General features: G+C 55.6%; 15 protein-coding genes. 4 read left to right on the plus strand and 11 right to left on the minus strand.

All coding sequences use genetic code 11. The features are described from left to right. The coding region (locus tag MV985_RS07050) for a tripartite tricarboxylate transporter permease (RefSeq protein ID WP_366085316.1) at nucleotides 1–1055 on the minus strand (1055 nt) is incomplete at its 3' end. A gap of 5 nt (nucleotides 1056–1060) precedes the next feature. Continuing rightward, complete coding sequence (locus MV985_RS07055) at nucleotides 1061–4030, minus strand: OB-fold nucleic acid binding domain-containing protein (protein WP_297464747.1); 2970 nt, start codon at nucleotides 4028–4030, stop codon at nucleotides 1061–1063. Between the two features lie 155 nt (nucleotides 4031–4185). On the opposite strand from MV985_RS07055, the gene MV985_RS07060 reads away from it, so the two are divergent. Further along, entirely contained in the window at nucleotides 4186–4884 is a 699-nt protein-coding gene (locus tag MV985_RS07060) for a hypothetical protein (protein ID WP_297464748.1), read from the plus strand. On the opposite strand, the gene MV985_RS07065 is transcribed toward MV985_RS07060, so the two are convergent. Continuing rightward, on the minus strand, nucleotides 4856–6736 hold the full coding sequence (locus tag MV985_RS07065) for a S9 family peptidase (RefSeq protein WP_297464749.1): 1881 nt from the start codon (nucleotides 6734–6736) through the stop codon (nucleotides 4856–4858). The genes MV985_RS07060 and MV985_RS07065 overlap by 29 nt on opposite strands. Before the next feature lie 115 nt (nucleotides 6737–6851). On the opposite strand from MV985_RS07065, the gene MV985_RS07070 reads away from it, so the two are divergent. Beyond that, on the plus strand, nucleotides 6852–7178 hold the full coding sequence (locus MV985_RS07070; protein WP_297464750.1) for a hypothetical protein: 327 nt from the start codon (nucleotides 6852–6854) through the stop codon (nucleotides 7176–7178). On the opposite strand, the gene MV985_RS07075 is transcribed toward MV985_RS07070, so the two are convergent. Then, nucleotides 7146–7793, minus strand: a complete 648-nt coding sequence (locus MV985_RS07075; protein WP_297464752.1) for a serine/threonine protein kinase — start codon at nucleotides 7791–7793, stop codon at nucleotides 7146–7148. The genes MV985_RS07070 and MV985_RS07075 overlap by 33 nt on opposite strands. Nucleotides 7794–7845: 52 nt before the next feature. Between MV985_RS07075 and MV985_RS07080 the strand changes: the two genes are divergently transcribed. Beyond that, complete coding sequence (locus tag MV985_RS07080) at nucleotides 7846–8073, plus strand: Lrp/AsnC ligand binding domain-containing protein (protein WP_297464828.1); 228 nt, start codon at nucleotides 7846–7848, stop codon at nucleotides 8071–8073. Between the two features lie 29 nt (nucleotides 8074–8102). Here MV985_RS07080 and MV985_RS07085 read toward each other — a convergent pair whose 3' ends face one another. The 3 genes from MV985_RS07085 to MV985_RS07095 form a co-directional block, all read right to left on the minus strand. Further along, nucleotides 8103–8777 carry a TIGR00153 family protein gene (locus tag MV985_RS07085; RefSeq protein ID WP_297464754.1) on the minus strand — a complete coding sequence of 225 codons (675 nt, stop codon included), beginning with the start codon at nucleotides 8775–8777 and terminating at the stop codon, nucleotides 8103–8105. Nucleotides 8778–8781: 4 nt separating this feature from the next. Then, entirely contained in the window at nucleotides 8782–9993 is a 1212-nt protein-coding gene (locus MV985_RS07090; protein WP_297464831.1) for an inorganic phosphate transporter, read from the minus strand. A gap of 100 nt (nucleotides 9994–10093) precedes the next feature. Further along, nucleotides 10094–11716: a metallophosphoesterase gene (locus MV985_RS07095; protein ID WP_297464833.1), complete on the minus strand. Its 1623-nt coding sequence runs from the start codon at nucleotides 11714–11716 to the stop codon at nucleotides 10094–10096. Nucleotides 11717–11817: 101 nt separating this feature from the next. Between MV985_RS07095 and MV985_RS07100 the strand changes: the two genes are divergently transcribed. After that, nucleotides 11818–12174 carry a cupin domain-containing protein gene (locus tag MV985_RS07100; protein ID WP_297464755.1) on the plus strand — a complete coding sequence of 119 codons (357 nt, stop codon included), beginning with the start codon at nucleotides 11818–11820 and terminating at the stop codon, nucleotides 12172–12174. On the opposite strand, the gene MV985_RS07105 is transcribed toward MV985_RS07100, so the two are convergent. The 4 genes from MV985_RS07105 to MV985_RS07120 all read right to left on the minus strand — a co-directional run bounded on the left by MV985_RS07105 (nucleotide 12171) and on the right by MV985_RS07120 (nucleotide 15081). Then, nucleotides 12171–12740, minus strand: coding sequence for a signal peptidase I (locus tag MV985_RS07105; protein WP_297464757.1), 570 nt, complete (start codon nucleotides 12738–12740; stop codon nucleotides 12171–12173). The genes MV985_RS07100 and MV985_RS07105 overlap by 4 nt on opposite strands. Before the next feature lie 153 nt (nucleotides 12741–12893). Then, nucleotides 12894–13385 (minus strand): hypothetical protein, encoded by a 492-nt coding sequence (locus MV985_RS07110; RefSeq protein WP_297464758.1) that lies wholly within the window; start codon nucleotides 13383–13385, stop codon nucleotides 12894–12896. A 46-nt stretch (nucleotides 13386–13431) separates the two neighbouring features. Continuing rightward, entirely contained in the window at nucleotides 13432–14751 is a 1320-nt protein-coding gene (locus MV985_RS07115; RefSeq protein WP_297464760.1) for a tRNA (N(6)-L-threonylcarbamoyladenosine(37)-C(2))-methylthiotransferase, read from the minus strand. 114 nt (nucleotides 14752–14865) lie between these two features. Next, complete coding sequence (locus tag MV985_RS07120; protein ID WP_297464762.1) at nucleotides 14866–15081, minus strand: TRAM domain-containing protein; 216 nt, start codon at nucleotides 15079–15081, stop codon at nucleotides 14866–14868. Nucleotides 15082–15147 lie beyond the last annotated feature (66 nt).

A 15147-nucleotide genomic window follows, 5' to 3' on the forward strand; every position in this document is an offset into this window, starting at 1 on the left:
TAGGTGAAGACGAAGCTTATGCCCGCGCTGAGCAGGATGACGCCTATCGCCGCTAAGTATTCCGCGTAGCTCTTGGGGGTGTATATCGAGCTGACGAGCCACGCTGCAGCGCCCCTCGTGAGCCTGAGCTGGGGCAGGAAGAGGAGCGTAAAGGCTCCAACGTAGTAGATGACCCTGTTGACGCCCTGACTGATGATGAAGGCATCGTCACCGCGCTGGCTCGTCATGTGGCCCGCTATCAAAGCACCCATTCCACCGGTGATTATTGGATAAACTGCCGCTATCGTTCCCCCGAGTGCACCTCCGAAGCTGGCCTTCGCCATGTTGTAGACGCTGCTCTCGACCCTGTCGTCGGGAACCTGCTCGAGCATCGGCGGATTGGAGAGGATGTTGAGTATGACCCACGACATTCCGAAGAAACCGATGAACATCGGAGTTAAGCGGGTGTAGGCGCTCGTTGTTGGCAGGAGGTTCGTGTTCATGACGACGAAGCCGAGGATCCCTGAGAGGAAGAACACCAGTATTCCGCCGAGTATCTGCCTCCAAGCTAACCAGAGCCTCTCAGCTGGAGTTTTGCCCCTATCTCCTTCCTTGGGCCACTCGCTCATGAACATGAAGAGCACTATCGCCACGAGGAAGTAGGTGATGTACGGGCTTGTGGCTTGATAGATTGGCGGCAGGACGCGCGGGAAGATGAAGAGCGCGCCCAGGACGAGTATTAGCGTTCCTGCAACGGCCCCGATGAGGTACAGCAAAACCGCTTCGTGTCCCCTGCCGAGGAGTAGATAGCGCTGAGTCGGGAAGAGGAGGAAGACGGCGCTCTCATCGGCAACGCTGAAGTATACGCTGGAGATCGCGCTGACGTAGGCGTAAGCCACAATCGCCCCAATGGCGAAGAACGGGAAGACCTGGACGGGCATGAGCTCGCCCACGCCGAAGACCGCCACCAGTAGGGCCATGATGTTGAATATGTGGAACCCCGGAATCCAGGATATCAGCGAACCGAAGAGCACCCCCGCGAGCGACCAGAGCAAAATCGTGGAAAAGGGGAGCATGGCCATCACCTCACCTCGATGCAGTCCGGCCTGTAGGGGATGACCTCGACGGTCCCCCTGTATTCTGTCACGTAGCCGGCTATCCTGACGCTCTGGCCCTTCTCGAAGGTCGTGTCCCCTGCGACGCTCTTTGGAATGAAAACCACAAGCTCGCCGCTGCCGTCGTCAATGGTGAGCTTGACGAAGCTCTTCCCCGTGTAGACATCCGTGATGGTTCCCTCGACGACAACGGTCTTTCCAATGAGGTCCAGGGTGACATCGCCGGTTCTCAGCTCCTCGGACGGGACGGCCTTCAGGACGGTTATCGAGACGATCTCGCCATTGTCCGCGTCGTAGGCTATTTTCAGCTCGCTTCCGGTTCCCGCTTCCCTCGGATCCGGAAGGAGATCCCTGGTCACCTTGAGCTTTGCACTTCCGGTGGAGTCGTGGACGGCCATGTAGTAGGCGCCGTTTTCGTAGCTCAGCGCGTCCCAGGTGACGGTGAGGTTAACTTTACCGGATGCGTTCGGCAGCTCGGAGACCGTTATCTCCTCCACACCTCCAGAGGGTTTCTCGTAAACCCTGACGGCATCGAGGGTGTATACCACTATCTCCGGCTCTCCCCTGTACTCGTCCACGTAGCCGGCCAGGTAGATGGTCTGGCCCCCGCTCACACTTAGGTTGGACCCTTCGGGGATGAAGACGGCCACTTTACCGCTTCCATCGTCCACCGTGAGTTTCAGGTTCCTGCCGATGACTCCAATGTCCACAACGCTTCCGTTGACCGCTACCGTCTTTCCTGTCATTTCGAGGCTTACCGAGCCGGTCTTGAGGAGCTTCGCCGGAACCGCCTTCGTGACGTTCAGGGAGGTTATCGAACCGCTCAGCGGATCGGCAACGACCTTCAGTTCGCTTCCGGTTCCTGCTTTGAGCGGGTTCGGGAGGAGCGAGCGGTCAACGGTGAGGGTGGCGCTTCCCGTGTGGTCGTGCACCGTGATGAGGTAGTCGGGCTTCTGGTAGTCCAGCGAGTCCCATGTGACCGTCAGGAGGAGCGGCTCCGTGGCGGTTTCGAGGTCGCTGATCGTTCCTTTGACCGGCCCGCTGACTTCCATCTTCTTTATTGCCTCCGGATTGAATAGAACGAGCTCCGGCGCGTTCCGGTACAGCTCAACGTAGCCGGCTATCTCGACGATGTCGCCCTTCTCCGGGACGTAGGTCATCTCACTGGCCGTTGAGCGGGGCACGAAGACGGGGAAGTCGCCAAGGCTTATCTTGAGGTTGCCGCTGAGGTTTGCGACATCGGTGACCTTTCCGACAACGAGGACTATCTCTCCTTCCATCTCAGGCGTTATCTCTTCCGGTCTGAGCGGGATCGGGGAGACGGGAACTTCAACGGTGAGGTTCCAGCCCTTGACGAGGTTCGAGCTTTCCACAATCCCCCTTACCGTCACCTGACTTCCGGTGCCGGCTTCAAGTGGGTTGAGGTTCATGAGAACGCTCCTCGGAACGGACGCTTTAACGCCGTCCACGAGCAGGTAGTAGGTGTGGTTCTCGTAGGTCAGCCCCTCGAGCGAGCCGGTGAAATCCACCAGCTGGCCGATGTAATCCTTGAGCTCGTCCGCGGTGACCTTCGGGAGGACTATCTCGCCCGGCGGAACCGGTTCTCCGAGGGCCTTGAGGCCATCGCCGGTGTAGACGACGAGTTCAATGCTCCCTCGGTACTCCTCGAGGTAGCCAGCCACCTCGACGCCGAGGCCCGGCTTGAGCTTTGCCATCGTCTCGTTCGAGAGCTCCATCAGCGTCGCGGATGGTATGAAAACGTCGAGTTTTCCTGTGGTGTCGTCTACGACGAGCTTGAGGTTCGAGCCGACCCTCTCAACCTCGGCGATGTTGCCCTTTACTGCAACTATCGAGCCGCGCATGTCCGTGGTCAGGACTCCTATGGGCCTGAACTCCGTCTTAATCGGCTCCAGAACTTCGAGGTAAGCTCCAACGAGCCTTCCGTCGTTGCCCATCTTCCCGGCGACCCTGAGCAGGCTTCCGTCCGAGACGTTGAACGGGTTGAGCTCCGCCAGAACGTCCCTCGGCATCAGCGCCGTGAGGTAGTTCGAGCCATCTGTCAGGAGGAGCGCGTAGCGGCCGTTCTCGTAGCTTATTCCCACTAACTTACCCTTAACCGACATCACCATTCCGGGGTAGTTCTTGGCCTCTCCGAGGGGCACCTCCGGGGCTTCCTCTATCGGGGTTATCGAGAGCTGGTTCAGGTCCCTCACGACAATCTCCGGTGAGGTGCCCTTGTAGAGGTAAACGATACCCGGAGCGTAGACGGTATCGCCAACCTTGACCGAGACGTTGTTGAAGAGGAGGAGAACCTTCGGGATGAGGACCGTCACGAGAGACTCCCCTGTGTCGAGGGTGAGCAGGTAACCGGAGCTGACGTTGGAGAACCCGTCCACTATCCCCTCAACCGCGACGTAGGTTCCGCTCATGTTCTCGGTGAGGTATTTGACCGTCTCCGGTTTCTCGGAGTACAGAATCGAGTTGAACCTCAGCCCATCGAGGTAGTTGAGTATCGCGTAGGTGTAGGTCTCCCTCACGCGCAGCTGAACTTCAGCGGTTACATTATCGCCGGGGAAGGGGATGATGCCCTTCTTTATCATCTCCTCCGCGAGTGGCGAGTACACCCTGACATCTATACCCCCGGTCCCGTCGTTGACGCTGAAGCTCAGTCCCAGTCTTCCTCCGCTCTCGGAGACGTAGGGGACAGTCGTTACGGTGCCGTTTATCCTGACGACGGCGTAGTTCATCAGATAGTTGCCGTAAACGTCGCCCACCTTAACGAGGGGGGCCTGGGCGCTCTGAGCCGCCACGAGAAGAACGGCCACCCCGATTACAGAGATTATCAGTGAGAGGTATTTGAGCCTTGAGACGTCGAGCTTCTTCTGCTCCGTTAGTCCGTGATAGTAGAGCTTCTTCTCACCTTTTTTCCCGTCCATAAACAGACCTCCGGTTTATTTGACGTAGCAAGGGGGTTGATGGGTGGATTTTTTAACACTTTCGCGTCAAATAGTGGTAGAACTGGGCAGGTCTGAGTAGGGACGAGCTTTACTCCGGGAGAAAATAATTTAACCCCTTGATAGAGCCCTAAGCTATGCACGTCGTGATGGTAACGGACAAAAAGAGGCATGTCTTCCATCCTCTCCTCGTCATCAAAGCCAGCAGGGCGCTTGTGGATGGAAACCGGTGGGAGTTTGAAGCAATCCTGAGGGAGTTCGAGGGGAACTACCTGATGGAGGGGCTGGTGAGATACCACGGGGAGTCCTTCCTCGAATTCCTGGGGAAGTACGTTCTCTTAGGTGTCATGGCGGGGTTCAACAGGGCGGAAGAGCTAATTGAGAAAGCAAAAATGGGTGGAATACGCATCATCGAGGTTGGCGACCCCTACGTTCCGTTCTATCTCGCGGGAATCCTGTTCCTGGAGGGAAAACCCATTCCGAAGGAAATCCTGCGGAAGTTGCCGGATCCCGTCTACGACCTGGATGACGAGGACTACATAGCCTTCCTCCTCAGGCTCTTCGAGCACAACCACCGCTTTGGAATCGTAAGCTGCGCCCTTGAGTTCCGGACGATGGGGAAGGCGCTTTACGGGGGGTTTTTAAGGCCAGAGAAGCCCGAAATCTGGAGGGACAAAGGATGCTTCGTTGGAGTGGTTCGGGGAGAAGGTGACATCAGCGATGTGAGGGGCGAATTCAAAATCGCCTGCAGGAACGGCTGGTGCGTTTTCTACTTCAGGGGGAGCAGGAAAAAGTTAGAAGAAAGGCTCAGGGAGCTGAGGCTGAGTCTCCCTTGAGTATCTTCTCGACGTCAAAGCCCTCTTCATACTTCTTCAGTTTCCTCTCGAAGAACTCGACGAAGAGCTTGTAGCGCTTTGAGCGGTGTTTTGGACTTCCCCTTATGCTGTGTCCGTGCGGACCGCGCTTGAACACCGCTATATAGGCCTCCTTTCCAAGGTCCTTGAGCACGTTGTAGAACATCAGGCTCTGATCGAGGGGACAGCGGTAGTCCTCCAGCGAGTGAATCAGCAGGAGCGGTGCCTTCACGTTCTTCGCGTAGAAGAGCGGGCTCAGCTTCCTGTAGTTATCGTTCTCGAGCGGGTTGGGGCCTATCACTTCCACGTCGTACCAGAGGCCTATATCCGAGAAGGCGTAGCTCGTCAGCCAGTAGCTTATGCCGTTTTCACTGATGCCTGCCTTGAAGAGATCGCTCTGCGTTAAGGCCCAGTTGGTCATGAAGCCGCCGTAGCTTATTCCGGTTATTCCAACGCGCTCCCTGTCGGCGTTGGGTTCGAGCTTGAAGAACTCCTCGATGCCGTTGAGAATATCCTCGAAGTCCTCCAGACCGGTTCTCTCGAGGACTCTTAGGGCAAAGTCCTCATCGTAGCCGTCGCTTCCCCGGGGGTTGACAAAAACCACGTAATAGCCTTTACTCGCCATCAGCTGCATCTCGTAGACAAAGCGGTGGCCGTACATCCCCTTCGGCCCGCCGTGGACGAAAACGATGACGGGAGCTTTCTCCCCTTCCTCCAGCTCCGGTTTGAGGTACCAGCCGTCTATCTCGAGGTCGAGGCTCTTAAACCTGAAGTGTCTCGGCTCGAAAGTTTTGAGCCTCTCGAATATCGGCCCGTTGTAGTCGGTTATCTGCTTCAGCTCGCCGTCGTAGAGGTAGAGCTCGCCCGTTCTCGTTGCGGTCATCAGCAGGAGCAGGGCCCTCCCGTTGCTCGCGTCAAGGCCGTAAATCCAGTGGTTTCCAACGACGACCCTCTCGGCTTTACCGTCCCAGAGCCAGAGGTGAACGCTACCGGCATCGGGAGTTAGGAAGTAAACCTTCCCATCGGTCAGCTTCGCCTGTCCTGTGTTGAGCGGGCCTTCATAGATGGGCTTTAGCTCACCGTCCCAGAGGTAGAGCCAGTCGTGTTCGCTTATGAACCGCTTCTCCCTCTTGCCCCTGAGAAGGATTGTCTTCCCATCGGAGTCAACAGCCCTGAAGGAGACCCTCTCAAAGAGTCTCTCCTCCCCACCGTTCTTCCAGAGGTAAATGTCGTAGAACTTGAAGAGTGCCGGCTTTGAACCCTCCCTGTGGGGGACGTTGATGATTATACCATCGCCGTGCCATAGACCGCTGGAAAAGCGGGGTTTTTCGAACTCTTCGATTATCTCCTCGGCCTCCGTGTCCAGGATCCAGAAGGTCGTTTTTTCGCCGTCGAGAAAGCCCATGCCGTCGAACCAGAAGGGAACCTCGCTGTCGAAGACGAAATCCTCATCATCGTGTCTCTTGAAGCCAACGACCAGAAGGCGTCTCGAATCAGTATTCCACTGGATTGAGCGGATGTTCCGGGCCCTTAAAACCCTCTTTGCGCTCATCGTTTCGAGCTCCGCGGTCCATACCTCCGTTTCCTTCTTGTCCTCGTTGAAGCGAATAAAGGCGAGTTTTTTGCCGTCCGGCGAAATCCTGGGCATCGAGGCGTTCTCGACGAAGCGCCTGGCTCCGGTTTCAAGATCCTCCACAACGATCGTGCTCTCGTACCTGTTGTCCTTCATGTTCACCTTGGTGAGGGTGTAGGCAACCCTGTTCCCCTCAATCCTTGGGTCGTTTGGGTACGCAAACCTGGAGAAGGTCTTCTCATTCCATTCGATGGCACTCATAACGGTATCACCGGGTTATAATGGATACTCGGATATATAAGCTTAATTCTTGGAGGGGGTAACCCCTGGGGAATCTTTAAAAGGGTCGGAATAATAGGCCGGTGGGGGCGAAGAGATGAGGGAGGAAACGGCCGTTTTGACGATCCTGGCGGCGGGAATACTCACGGCAATGATCTTCAAGACGTACCTGGGCATAGTTATAGCGGCCCTCGGGATACCGCTCTACCTGTCGTACATCTCACGGGATCAGAACATACTCGCGAAGTCGAGGCTCTACGACCGCGATCTGTTCCTCATGATAGCCATAGCGGTTGTGGTCATCCTCGTCTTCAATTACCTCTGGGACCCAAGGATGGGGCTCATAGCGATGGCGGTAGTCATACCCCTTCTCGCGCTCTACGCTGACAGGCTAAAGGCGGGAAAGAAGGGCCAGAATGCCTGAGAACTTTCCCGTCCTCTTGTATTCCGCGAGTTTCCTTTTCATCCCCTCCAGAAAAGTGTCGTCGATTCCGAACTTCCCGCGAACGCGCCTTGAGATGCGGTTGTCGTTCAGGAAGAGCATCGCCATCGCGGAGGTTAGGTTCTTTGGCTTTCTCCAGTTGGCCTTCTCGAAATCAATAATCCACACCCGTTCTCCGATTATTATGTGCTTTCCACCCTGTATCTGGCCGTGATCGAGGCCGAGCCTGTCGAGTAAGGCCGTTTTTTCCACTATCTCAAATAGGTGGCGTTTCTCAAGATCGGCGTGGAGGATCGGCTCTCCCACCGCGAACTCCCTGACAATGTAGGGGAGACCCTCGAAGGTCCCGGTGAAGAGCAGGGGAGGCGTGATTTTGAAAGGCTCCAGGATCTTCACTATGGCAGCTTCCCTCTCAAGGTTACTCCTTGGCGAGTCGGGTCTCAGGAGTTTGACGATCACCCTCTTTCCGCCGAATTCCCCGAGGAACACCAGACTCGTTGTTCCCTTGGAGTATGGCTTTATTCCCGTGAGTCCTAGGGATTCCATGTGGAAGAAGAAGCGCTCCAGTCGGTTAGAGTCAATTAGATGGCCGAGCATGTTCCTCGATAGACTTAAATACCCCCAAGATAAAATACTTTTGGTGATAGCCATGGTGACGGCTTTTATTTTGATGGTTACGGCCGCTGGAAAGGAAAGGGAAGTTATGGAGAAGCTACTCGCCATGCCCGAGGTCAAGGAGGCCTACGTGGTCTACGGAGAATACGACCTCGTCGTTAAGGTAGAGACGGAAACGCTGAAGGACCTCGACCGGTTCATAACTGAAAAGATAAGGCGCATGCCCGAGATTCAGATGACCTCGACCATGATAGCCATCTAATTCTCTCGTTCTTACCGTTCTTCGAGCCCTCACCGGTTCATCATGAGCCTTATCCTCTCGGCCGCGTCTTTGGCCTTGTCCGAGATGTTGCTCAGCGTTCTGGCGACGTTGAGAATGTAGAAGCCATCTCCCCAGCTCAGCTCGTCGGCCATCTCAAAGACCCTCTGCATCAGCTCGGTATCGAGGCCGTCTATCTCGTTCTCGACACCCTCGATCTCGTGGATTATCTCGTATTCCTTCTCTATCTCTTTCTCAGAAAAGCCGCTCTCTATAACGCGGTCCATCTGAACTATGGCCTCATGGACGAGCTTTGCAGCCTTTATGCTCTCCACACCCATCTGGATGATGAGTTCCCTGACCTCCTTTGGAACGGTTCCGGGCTTCTTTACCAGGAGCCACTTGGCGGTGTCTTCAGCGGCATCTGCAACCTTGTCCTGCATGTGGAGGTAGATGAGAACGTCTTCCCTCGCGACTGCCATCATGAGCTTCGAGCTGAGGGAATCCCTTATCTCCGCCTTTATCCTGTCGGCAACGTCCTCCAGACGGTCAACTTCTATGGCGAGCCTCCTCATCTCCTCGTAGTCACCCCTCTCCCAGGCGCGCAGGGCCTTCTCAAGGGTCTCAACCGTCTCAAGAACCACCTCTGAATGCTTTATGAGGGGCTTGAAGGGGCTCTTGGCGAAGAGCTTCGTCCAGACCTGCATTGTTTCACCCCACCATCATCAGGATTTTGAATATGGCCGCGCTTATCAAACCCGCCACCGGAACGGTGATGAACCAGGAGATCACTATATCCCTCACGATGTCCCTGTTTATTGCCTTTACTCCCCTGGCCAGGCCTATGCCCATGACCGCTCCGACGACCACGTGGGTGGTTGAGACTGGAAGACCGAGCCAGCTCGCTGCCAGAACGACCGTTGCCGCCGAGAAATCTATGGTGAAACCCCTTGTATTGGTGAGTTCTGTTATCTTCTTTCCGACGGTTTCCATGACCTTGTAACCGTAGGTAGCAACTCCGACCGCTATTCCGAGACCGCCGAGGGCGAGTATCCACCTTGGCACCGGGACCTTCATCCCCGTCAGACCCATCGTCGCCACGGCGTAAACCGCCGCGACCGGGCCTATCGCGTTTGCCACGTCGTTGGCACCGTGGGCGAGAGCCACGTAGCCCGAGGTAACCACCTGCGCCTTTCTGAAGATAGTCTCGACTCCTATGAAGGGATCGCTTATCGGGAAGCGGAGTCTGATCAGGAGGTACGTGATGAGGAAGACCGCCACCCCGGCCGGGATCCCGTACATCAGGACGCCGGTTCCGAGGTTCTTCCCGTGGAGAACCTTGATGTAGAACATCGTTCCGATGACCACGAAGGCCAGCCCTATCCAGAAGGGCGACCAGAGGCGGGCGCTCCTCACGGGATTTTTTCTCTCGAAAATGCTCTTCGTGAGGGCCTTGAAGATGAGGTAGGCCATTATGCCCCCGATTACCGGTGAGAGGATCCAGCTCAGGACGACCTGGCCCATCTTACCCCAGTTGACTATCGCGGTGCCCGCGTAAACAATTCCGTAGCCCGCTATTCCACCGATTATTGAATGGGTGGTCGAGACGGGCATGCCAAACTTCGTGGCTATGAGGAGCCAGAGCGTTGCCGCCAAAAGCGCCGCTATGGAGCCGTAGACCAGCACGTTGGGATCGGTTATCTTTGTTGGATCGAGGATTCCCTTCCTTATGGTCTCGGTGACGCTCTTTCCGAAGAAGTAGGCACCGGTGAACTCAAGTATTCCGGCTATTATAACGGCCTGCTTTGGAGTTATCGCCCCTGCACCGACGGCGGTGCTCATCGAGTTGGCGGCATCGTTGGCACCGATGGCCCACGCCATGGCAAAACCGAGGATTATTGTCACCAGCAGCCACGGATCCATCCCGTTCACCGGAAGTGGGTAATTGAGTTTGTATAAATATCTTGCCGCAGTAGAATATAGCTGGATGGGCATCACTATATAGGGCTAAATAGAAAGGGAGTCAGGGCTCCACCCTGACGGGCTCGACCGAGACGGTTCCGTTCGCGGCCATGTAAAGCCTCACGTAGTGGTAGAAGCCACCCTGGTCGGGCGGGGCATAGAGCGGAGCGCCACCTCCTCCCGTTATGAGCATCTGGACGCCGTCTTCTTCACCGTACCAGTAGATGTGGATGTGGCTGAAGATTCCGAAGGCGTTGTAGGCTTTCATCATGGCGAGAAGCCTCTTTCCATCCTCCGGGTTCATCGCGTGGTCGTCGTTGGGCCTCGGATCTATCGGCGGGGCGTGGAGAACTAAGACAGGCCTCTGGCCCTTATCGGCAGCGGCCTTCATCTCGTTCTCGAGCCACTGGAAGACCTCGTCGCTGAGGCCGTAGTTGTCCTCGACGTCGTTGATTATTATGTAGCGGTATTTCCCAAGGGAGAAGGCGTAGTTATCTGGACCAAAGATCCTGTGGAAGATGTTTATCCCCTCACCGCGGTACTCGTGGTTGCCCGGCGCGACGAAGATCGGCTTGTCCCACTTCCACTCCTTGAGAAGGGCCGCCCACTCGTCGGCCTTGCCTGTGTATACGAGGTCACCTCCATCGAGGATGAAGATACCATCGTCCCTGTTTATCTCGTCGCGTATCTTGAGGAATACCTCCGGAGGCTTAACGCCGCCGTCGGGCCTGTGGTCGCCGAAGGCTATTATCCTGTAATCGCCAAGGGGCTTGGCCTCTACCCTGAAGGAGCTCTCAGCTGTGCTGAACTTCACCCAGGTATCACCGGTCTCTGCTTTATCCGGAAGGTTCAGTATCGAGGGGTTCGTGTTCTCGATGACGTAGGTCAGCTCGACGTTCTTTGGATCCCTTACCTCGACGCTCACGTTGAAGCCGAGGGAGTGTATGTAGACAGTAGATCCGTTGACGAGCCTTATGAAGCCTCCCTTAACGGTGACGTTCTCCCCCTCAACGACGCGCCAGTGGTAGAGGAAGGGCTCCATAGTCCTGACCGTGGTGAGGTACCAGCTCTCGCCGTTCTCCTGAATGCCGTCCCAATTGTTGTCGCCGATGACCTTCAGGAGAACCCCCTCGAACTGGCCGCTTCTCAGGACGTCCTTTGTGTTGATGGAAGAACCTTCCTTAAGTTCCATCGCGTACTCAAGGGCAGCGCCAGCTCCGGCCCTGCTCGTGCCTGTGAAGACGAAGTGGGCCTTTCCTTTGGAGTTGAAGGCCGCGAAGACCCCCTTGTCCGGACCGACAAACTTTATCCCGAGCTTGTAGGCAACGTAGCCGAAGTAATCATTCACGGTTATGAGGATTGGCTTGCCCCTCAGAATCTTCCTGGCGTCCTTTGGGGAGAGTACCGCTATACCTCCATCGTACTGGCTGGCCGGGAGGATCTTTGCGTCCGGAAAATAGTGCTTTGCCATCTCCTCGTAGCCCTCGCTGACGTAGACCTTGGACGTATCGGCGAGCTCCCACCACTTCGCCAGAATCTGCCCCTTTCCGTAGGAGTCGAAGTCAATGCCCCCTGAGGGAGAGGATGTTGGGGCAGCCGTTCCCGTTTGGGAGTTCCCACCGCCTATGCACCCCGCGGCGAGAACGAGCAGAACCAGGAGAACCGCGGAAACAATCTTTCTCATTGGGTTCACCTGAAAAACGTTGGAGTATGTGCTTAAAGCCCTTTTGATTCTGTTTCCACCAAGCTTAAATATCCATTCGCCCAAGTGGTTCCGGTGGTACCATGTTCGTCGGACACTACAGGGACGTTCCGGAGAAGGAAACAGGTTTTGATGGGGTAACCATCCGCTGGCTCGTTTCTCCGAAACTGGGGGCGAAGAACTTCGCCATGCGCTACTTCACCATGAGGAAGGGATCGGAGATCCCGATACACAGCCACGACTGGGAGCACGAGATATTCATAGTGAGGGGCGAGGGAATAATCACCAACGGAAAGGAGGAGTACCACGTTAAAGAGGGGAACTTCCTCTACGTCCCGCCCAACGAGCCCCACGGCTACAAAGCAACGGGGGACACTCTGGAGTTCCTCTGCATAATCCCGGCCAAGAAGGAGGCCATCCCCGAGGACGAGTGGGCCTAGCGCCGGTGGTGGTGAAACTTTATCTTCTTCCTTCTAATCGCCAGCAGGTCAGCCTTCCTTGACTTGGGCCTTATCGGTTTGTCCTCCAGGAGCAGAAGGGCCATGTCGTAGGCGAGGGAACCTATAACGATGAGGAAGAGGAGCAGAACCAGGAGCGGTGTGTAGTACCAGACCATCCCCACCTTAGGGATCACCAGGATTACCTTTCCAATCACCTGCTCCGGGTAAACCTTCCAGGGGTCGGGGTGCTTCCTGTTGTCGCCCTTGGTGATGAAATAGATCCTCCCCGAGGGATCCCTCTCGATTGCTATTATGCGGTGGGTTATTCTGTACGTCGTGTTGTCGAGCGTTATCTCGTAGAGGATTACGTCCCCGGGGCGGAGCTCGCCGGGATCAACGGGCATCGTGATGACGAGGTCGCTGGGGTTGATGTTCGGCTCCATAGAGTCCGTGAGGATTACGACGTACTGAAAGCCGAAGACGAAGTGGAGAACAACCACTACCAGCGTGAAGATCAGGGTGGCGTAGGTGAGCAGTGAGACCAGATCCACGCGGCGCTTTAACATCCGGACACCCCTGGAACAGGTTCTTGACGGGAGGACTGTTGGGTGATAAAAAACCTTCAGGCTAAAAGGGTGACGGTGACATCTCCTTCAATCAAAGAGAAGAAACGGGAAGGGACAAGGAGAAGAAACAAAAACTTAGGAACATCAGCTAGGTTATGACTCCACGTAAACTACTGCTACCTTGTAAAAGTGGGCTAAGTCTTCCAGTTTAACCGTCCCCGCTGTAAAGTCAATAGCTGGAGTTCCACCATTATCGGCATCGTTGGCGTTGGTGTAGAGCTTGTCAATATCAAAGGTTATATGGCCACTGGTAACCTGTGTGTTGTCTATATTTTTGCTGTAGATGTAGACTAAGTTGTTCGAATTGTCCAGGAACTTGATGTACACTTTGCCCGAAAAAGTTGCTACAGTTGAGTTAATTGTTAGATCAACGTGGATACCTGAGATAACGTCTGGGTCGGTGGTAGTGTCCAGGTTCCAGGAGACATCTGCCTGCTGGATTGGGTTTTCAATACGGGTGGGACCTCCCGCGCCAACTCCCTTAACGTGCACTGTAATGCTCGGCACAGCCAGCGCGGCCCCAACCATGGCCAGCGCGAGGGCAAGCGCCAGCGGGATTAACCTCTTCTTGGTTGACCTCCTCATGACAGTTCACCTCCATGCTTAAGGTATCTGAGGGTTTTAGCGGATCCTATTTATAAATAGTTTTCTGCTCAGAACTGTGGGGCAATCCCCCGAATGTGGGGGTACCCCTCAGGTAGGTGGATCCTGTCCGGTCCACCCTGGCTTTGACCAGCTCACCGGCCTTTCCTGAGTCGAGGATTATCTCCTTGTAGTTGAACGTCCTGCCCTCGATCCCGCCTTTTTCGGCCGGCCCGTGCACGAGAACCTCTATCTCCCTGCCCACGTAGGACCGGTTTATCTCGTAGGCTATCGCAAGGCGGAGCCGGTGCAGAACCCTGGAGCGCTCCTTTACGAGCCAGCCGGGCAGCTGCTTCCACTTCGCCGCTATCGTGCCCGGTCGTGGAGAATAGCGGGAGACGTTTATCTTGTCAGGCCTTACCCGCTTCACCAGCTCAACGGTGTTTTGGAACGCTTCATCACTCTCCCCGGGGAAGCCGACTATTATGTCCGTGTTGAGGTTCAGGCCCGGAACCCTTCGCCTGAACTCCTTAACAATCTCCTCGAACTCCTCAACGGTGTAGTTCCTTCCCATTCTCCTCAGGATTTCGTTGTCGCCGCTCTGGACAGGCAGGTGGAGGAATTTATAGACCTTTTCACTCCGGTAAGCGTCGATCAGCTCGTCGAGTATCTTTATCGCGTGGTTGGGGTTCATCATGCCAACCCTTATGCGGAAGTCGCCCTCGATGGCCGTTATCTCGTCGAGAAGCTTAGCTAAGTTAGTCCCTATGTCGAAGCCGTAGCAACCGGTGTCCTCGCTGGAGAGCTGTATCTCCCTATAGCCCCTCGCCAGCGCCTCCTTAACCCACTTGATAACCAGTTCGGGCCTGTAGCTCTTGAGAACGCCCCTCGCGAAGCGCGTTGCGCAGTATGTGCATGCATTCAGACAGCCCTCGCTTATTGGAACCACAAAAGCTACACCAGATTTCCACAGCCTGGGAAGTTCGAGCTTGTCAATGCTCCTCTCGCGCCAGTCCTCAACGCTGACGAGCTTTCCACCGCGCTCCGCTATGCTCACCGCCTCGGCAATCCTGTCTATGCTCTTAACTCCAAGGATTCCAGAGACGCGCCTGTCTATAACCCCAGGATTAACGTGGACCAGACAGCCGGTAGCGATGACCTTCTTCCCGGAATCTATAAGCTCCCGTATTCTGCGGGCCATTTTGTGCTCCGTTGGATCCTTGACGGCGCAGGTGTTGACAACAACGTAGTCCGCGTTTTCAGGGGTCTCAGCAAGTTCATGGCCCGCCCTAAGCAGAATAGCTTCCATTATCTCGCCGTCTGCCCTGTTGCGCGTGCACCCGTAGTTCTCAACGTACACCCTGGCCATCTGAGGGGGCTAATGGGAGGGGTTTAAAAATGGTGCGGTGCAGTTCTGGGAACTACAGAGAAGCAAGAAGAACGTGCAAATCAGAAGTATAAGAACAGAGGAAAGGGAAGGAAATCAGATGACTTCCGCGAAAGCGAACTTCCTCTTGACCGAGTTGATAACGATCTCGACCTCGTCTCCAACCTGAGTGTTCGGGACGAAGATAACGAAGCCCTTTATCTTGGCGATGCCGTCACCGCCCTTTCCAAGGCTCTCTATCCTGACCCTGTATCTCTCCCCAACCTTGACCGGGGCTTCGCTTTCGTATCCACCAAATCTATCTCCATACATACCTAACACCAACTTTCCAACTTTCAGGACTTCTCGAAAGACTCCGAGAAGAGTCCCGCTGGGGAG

Source organism: Thermococcus sp. (assembly GCF_027012695.1).
Classification (GTDB): Archaea; Methanobacteriota_B; Thermococci; order Thermococcales; family Thermococcaceae; genus Thermococcus.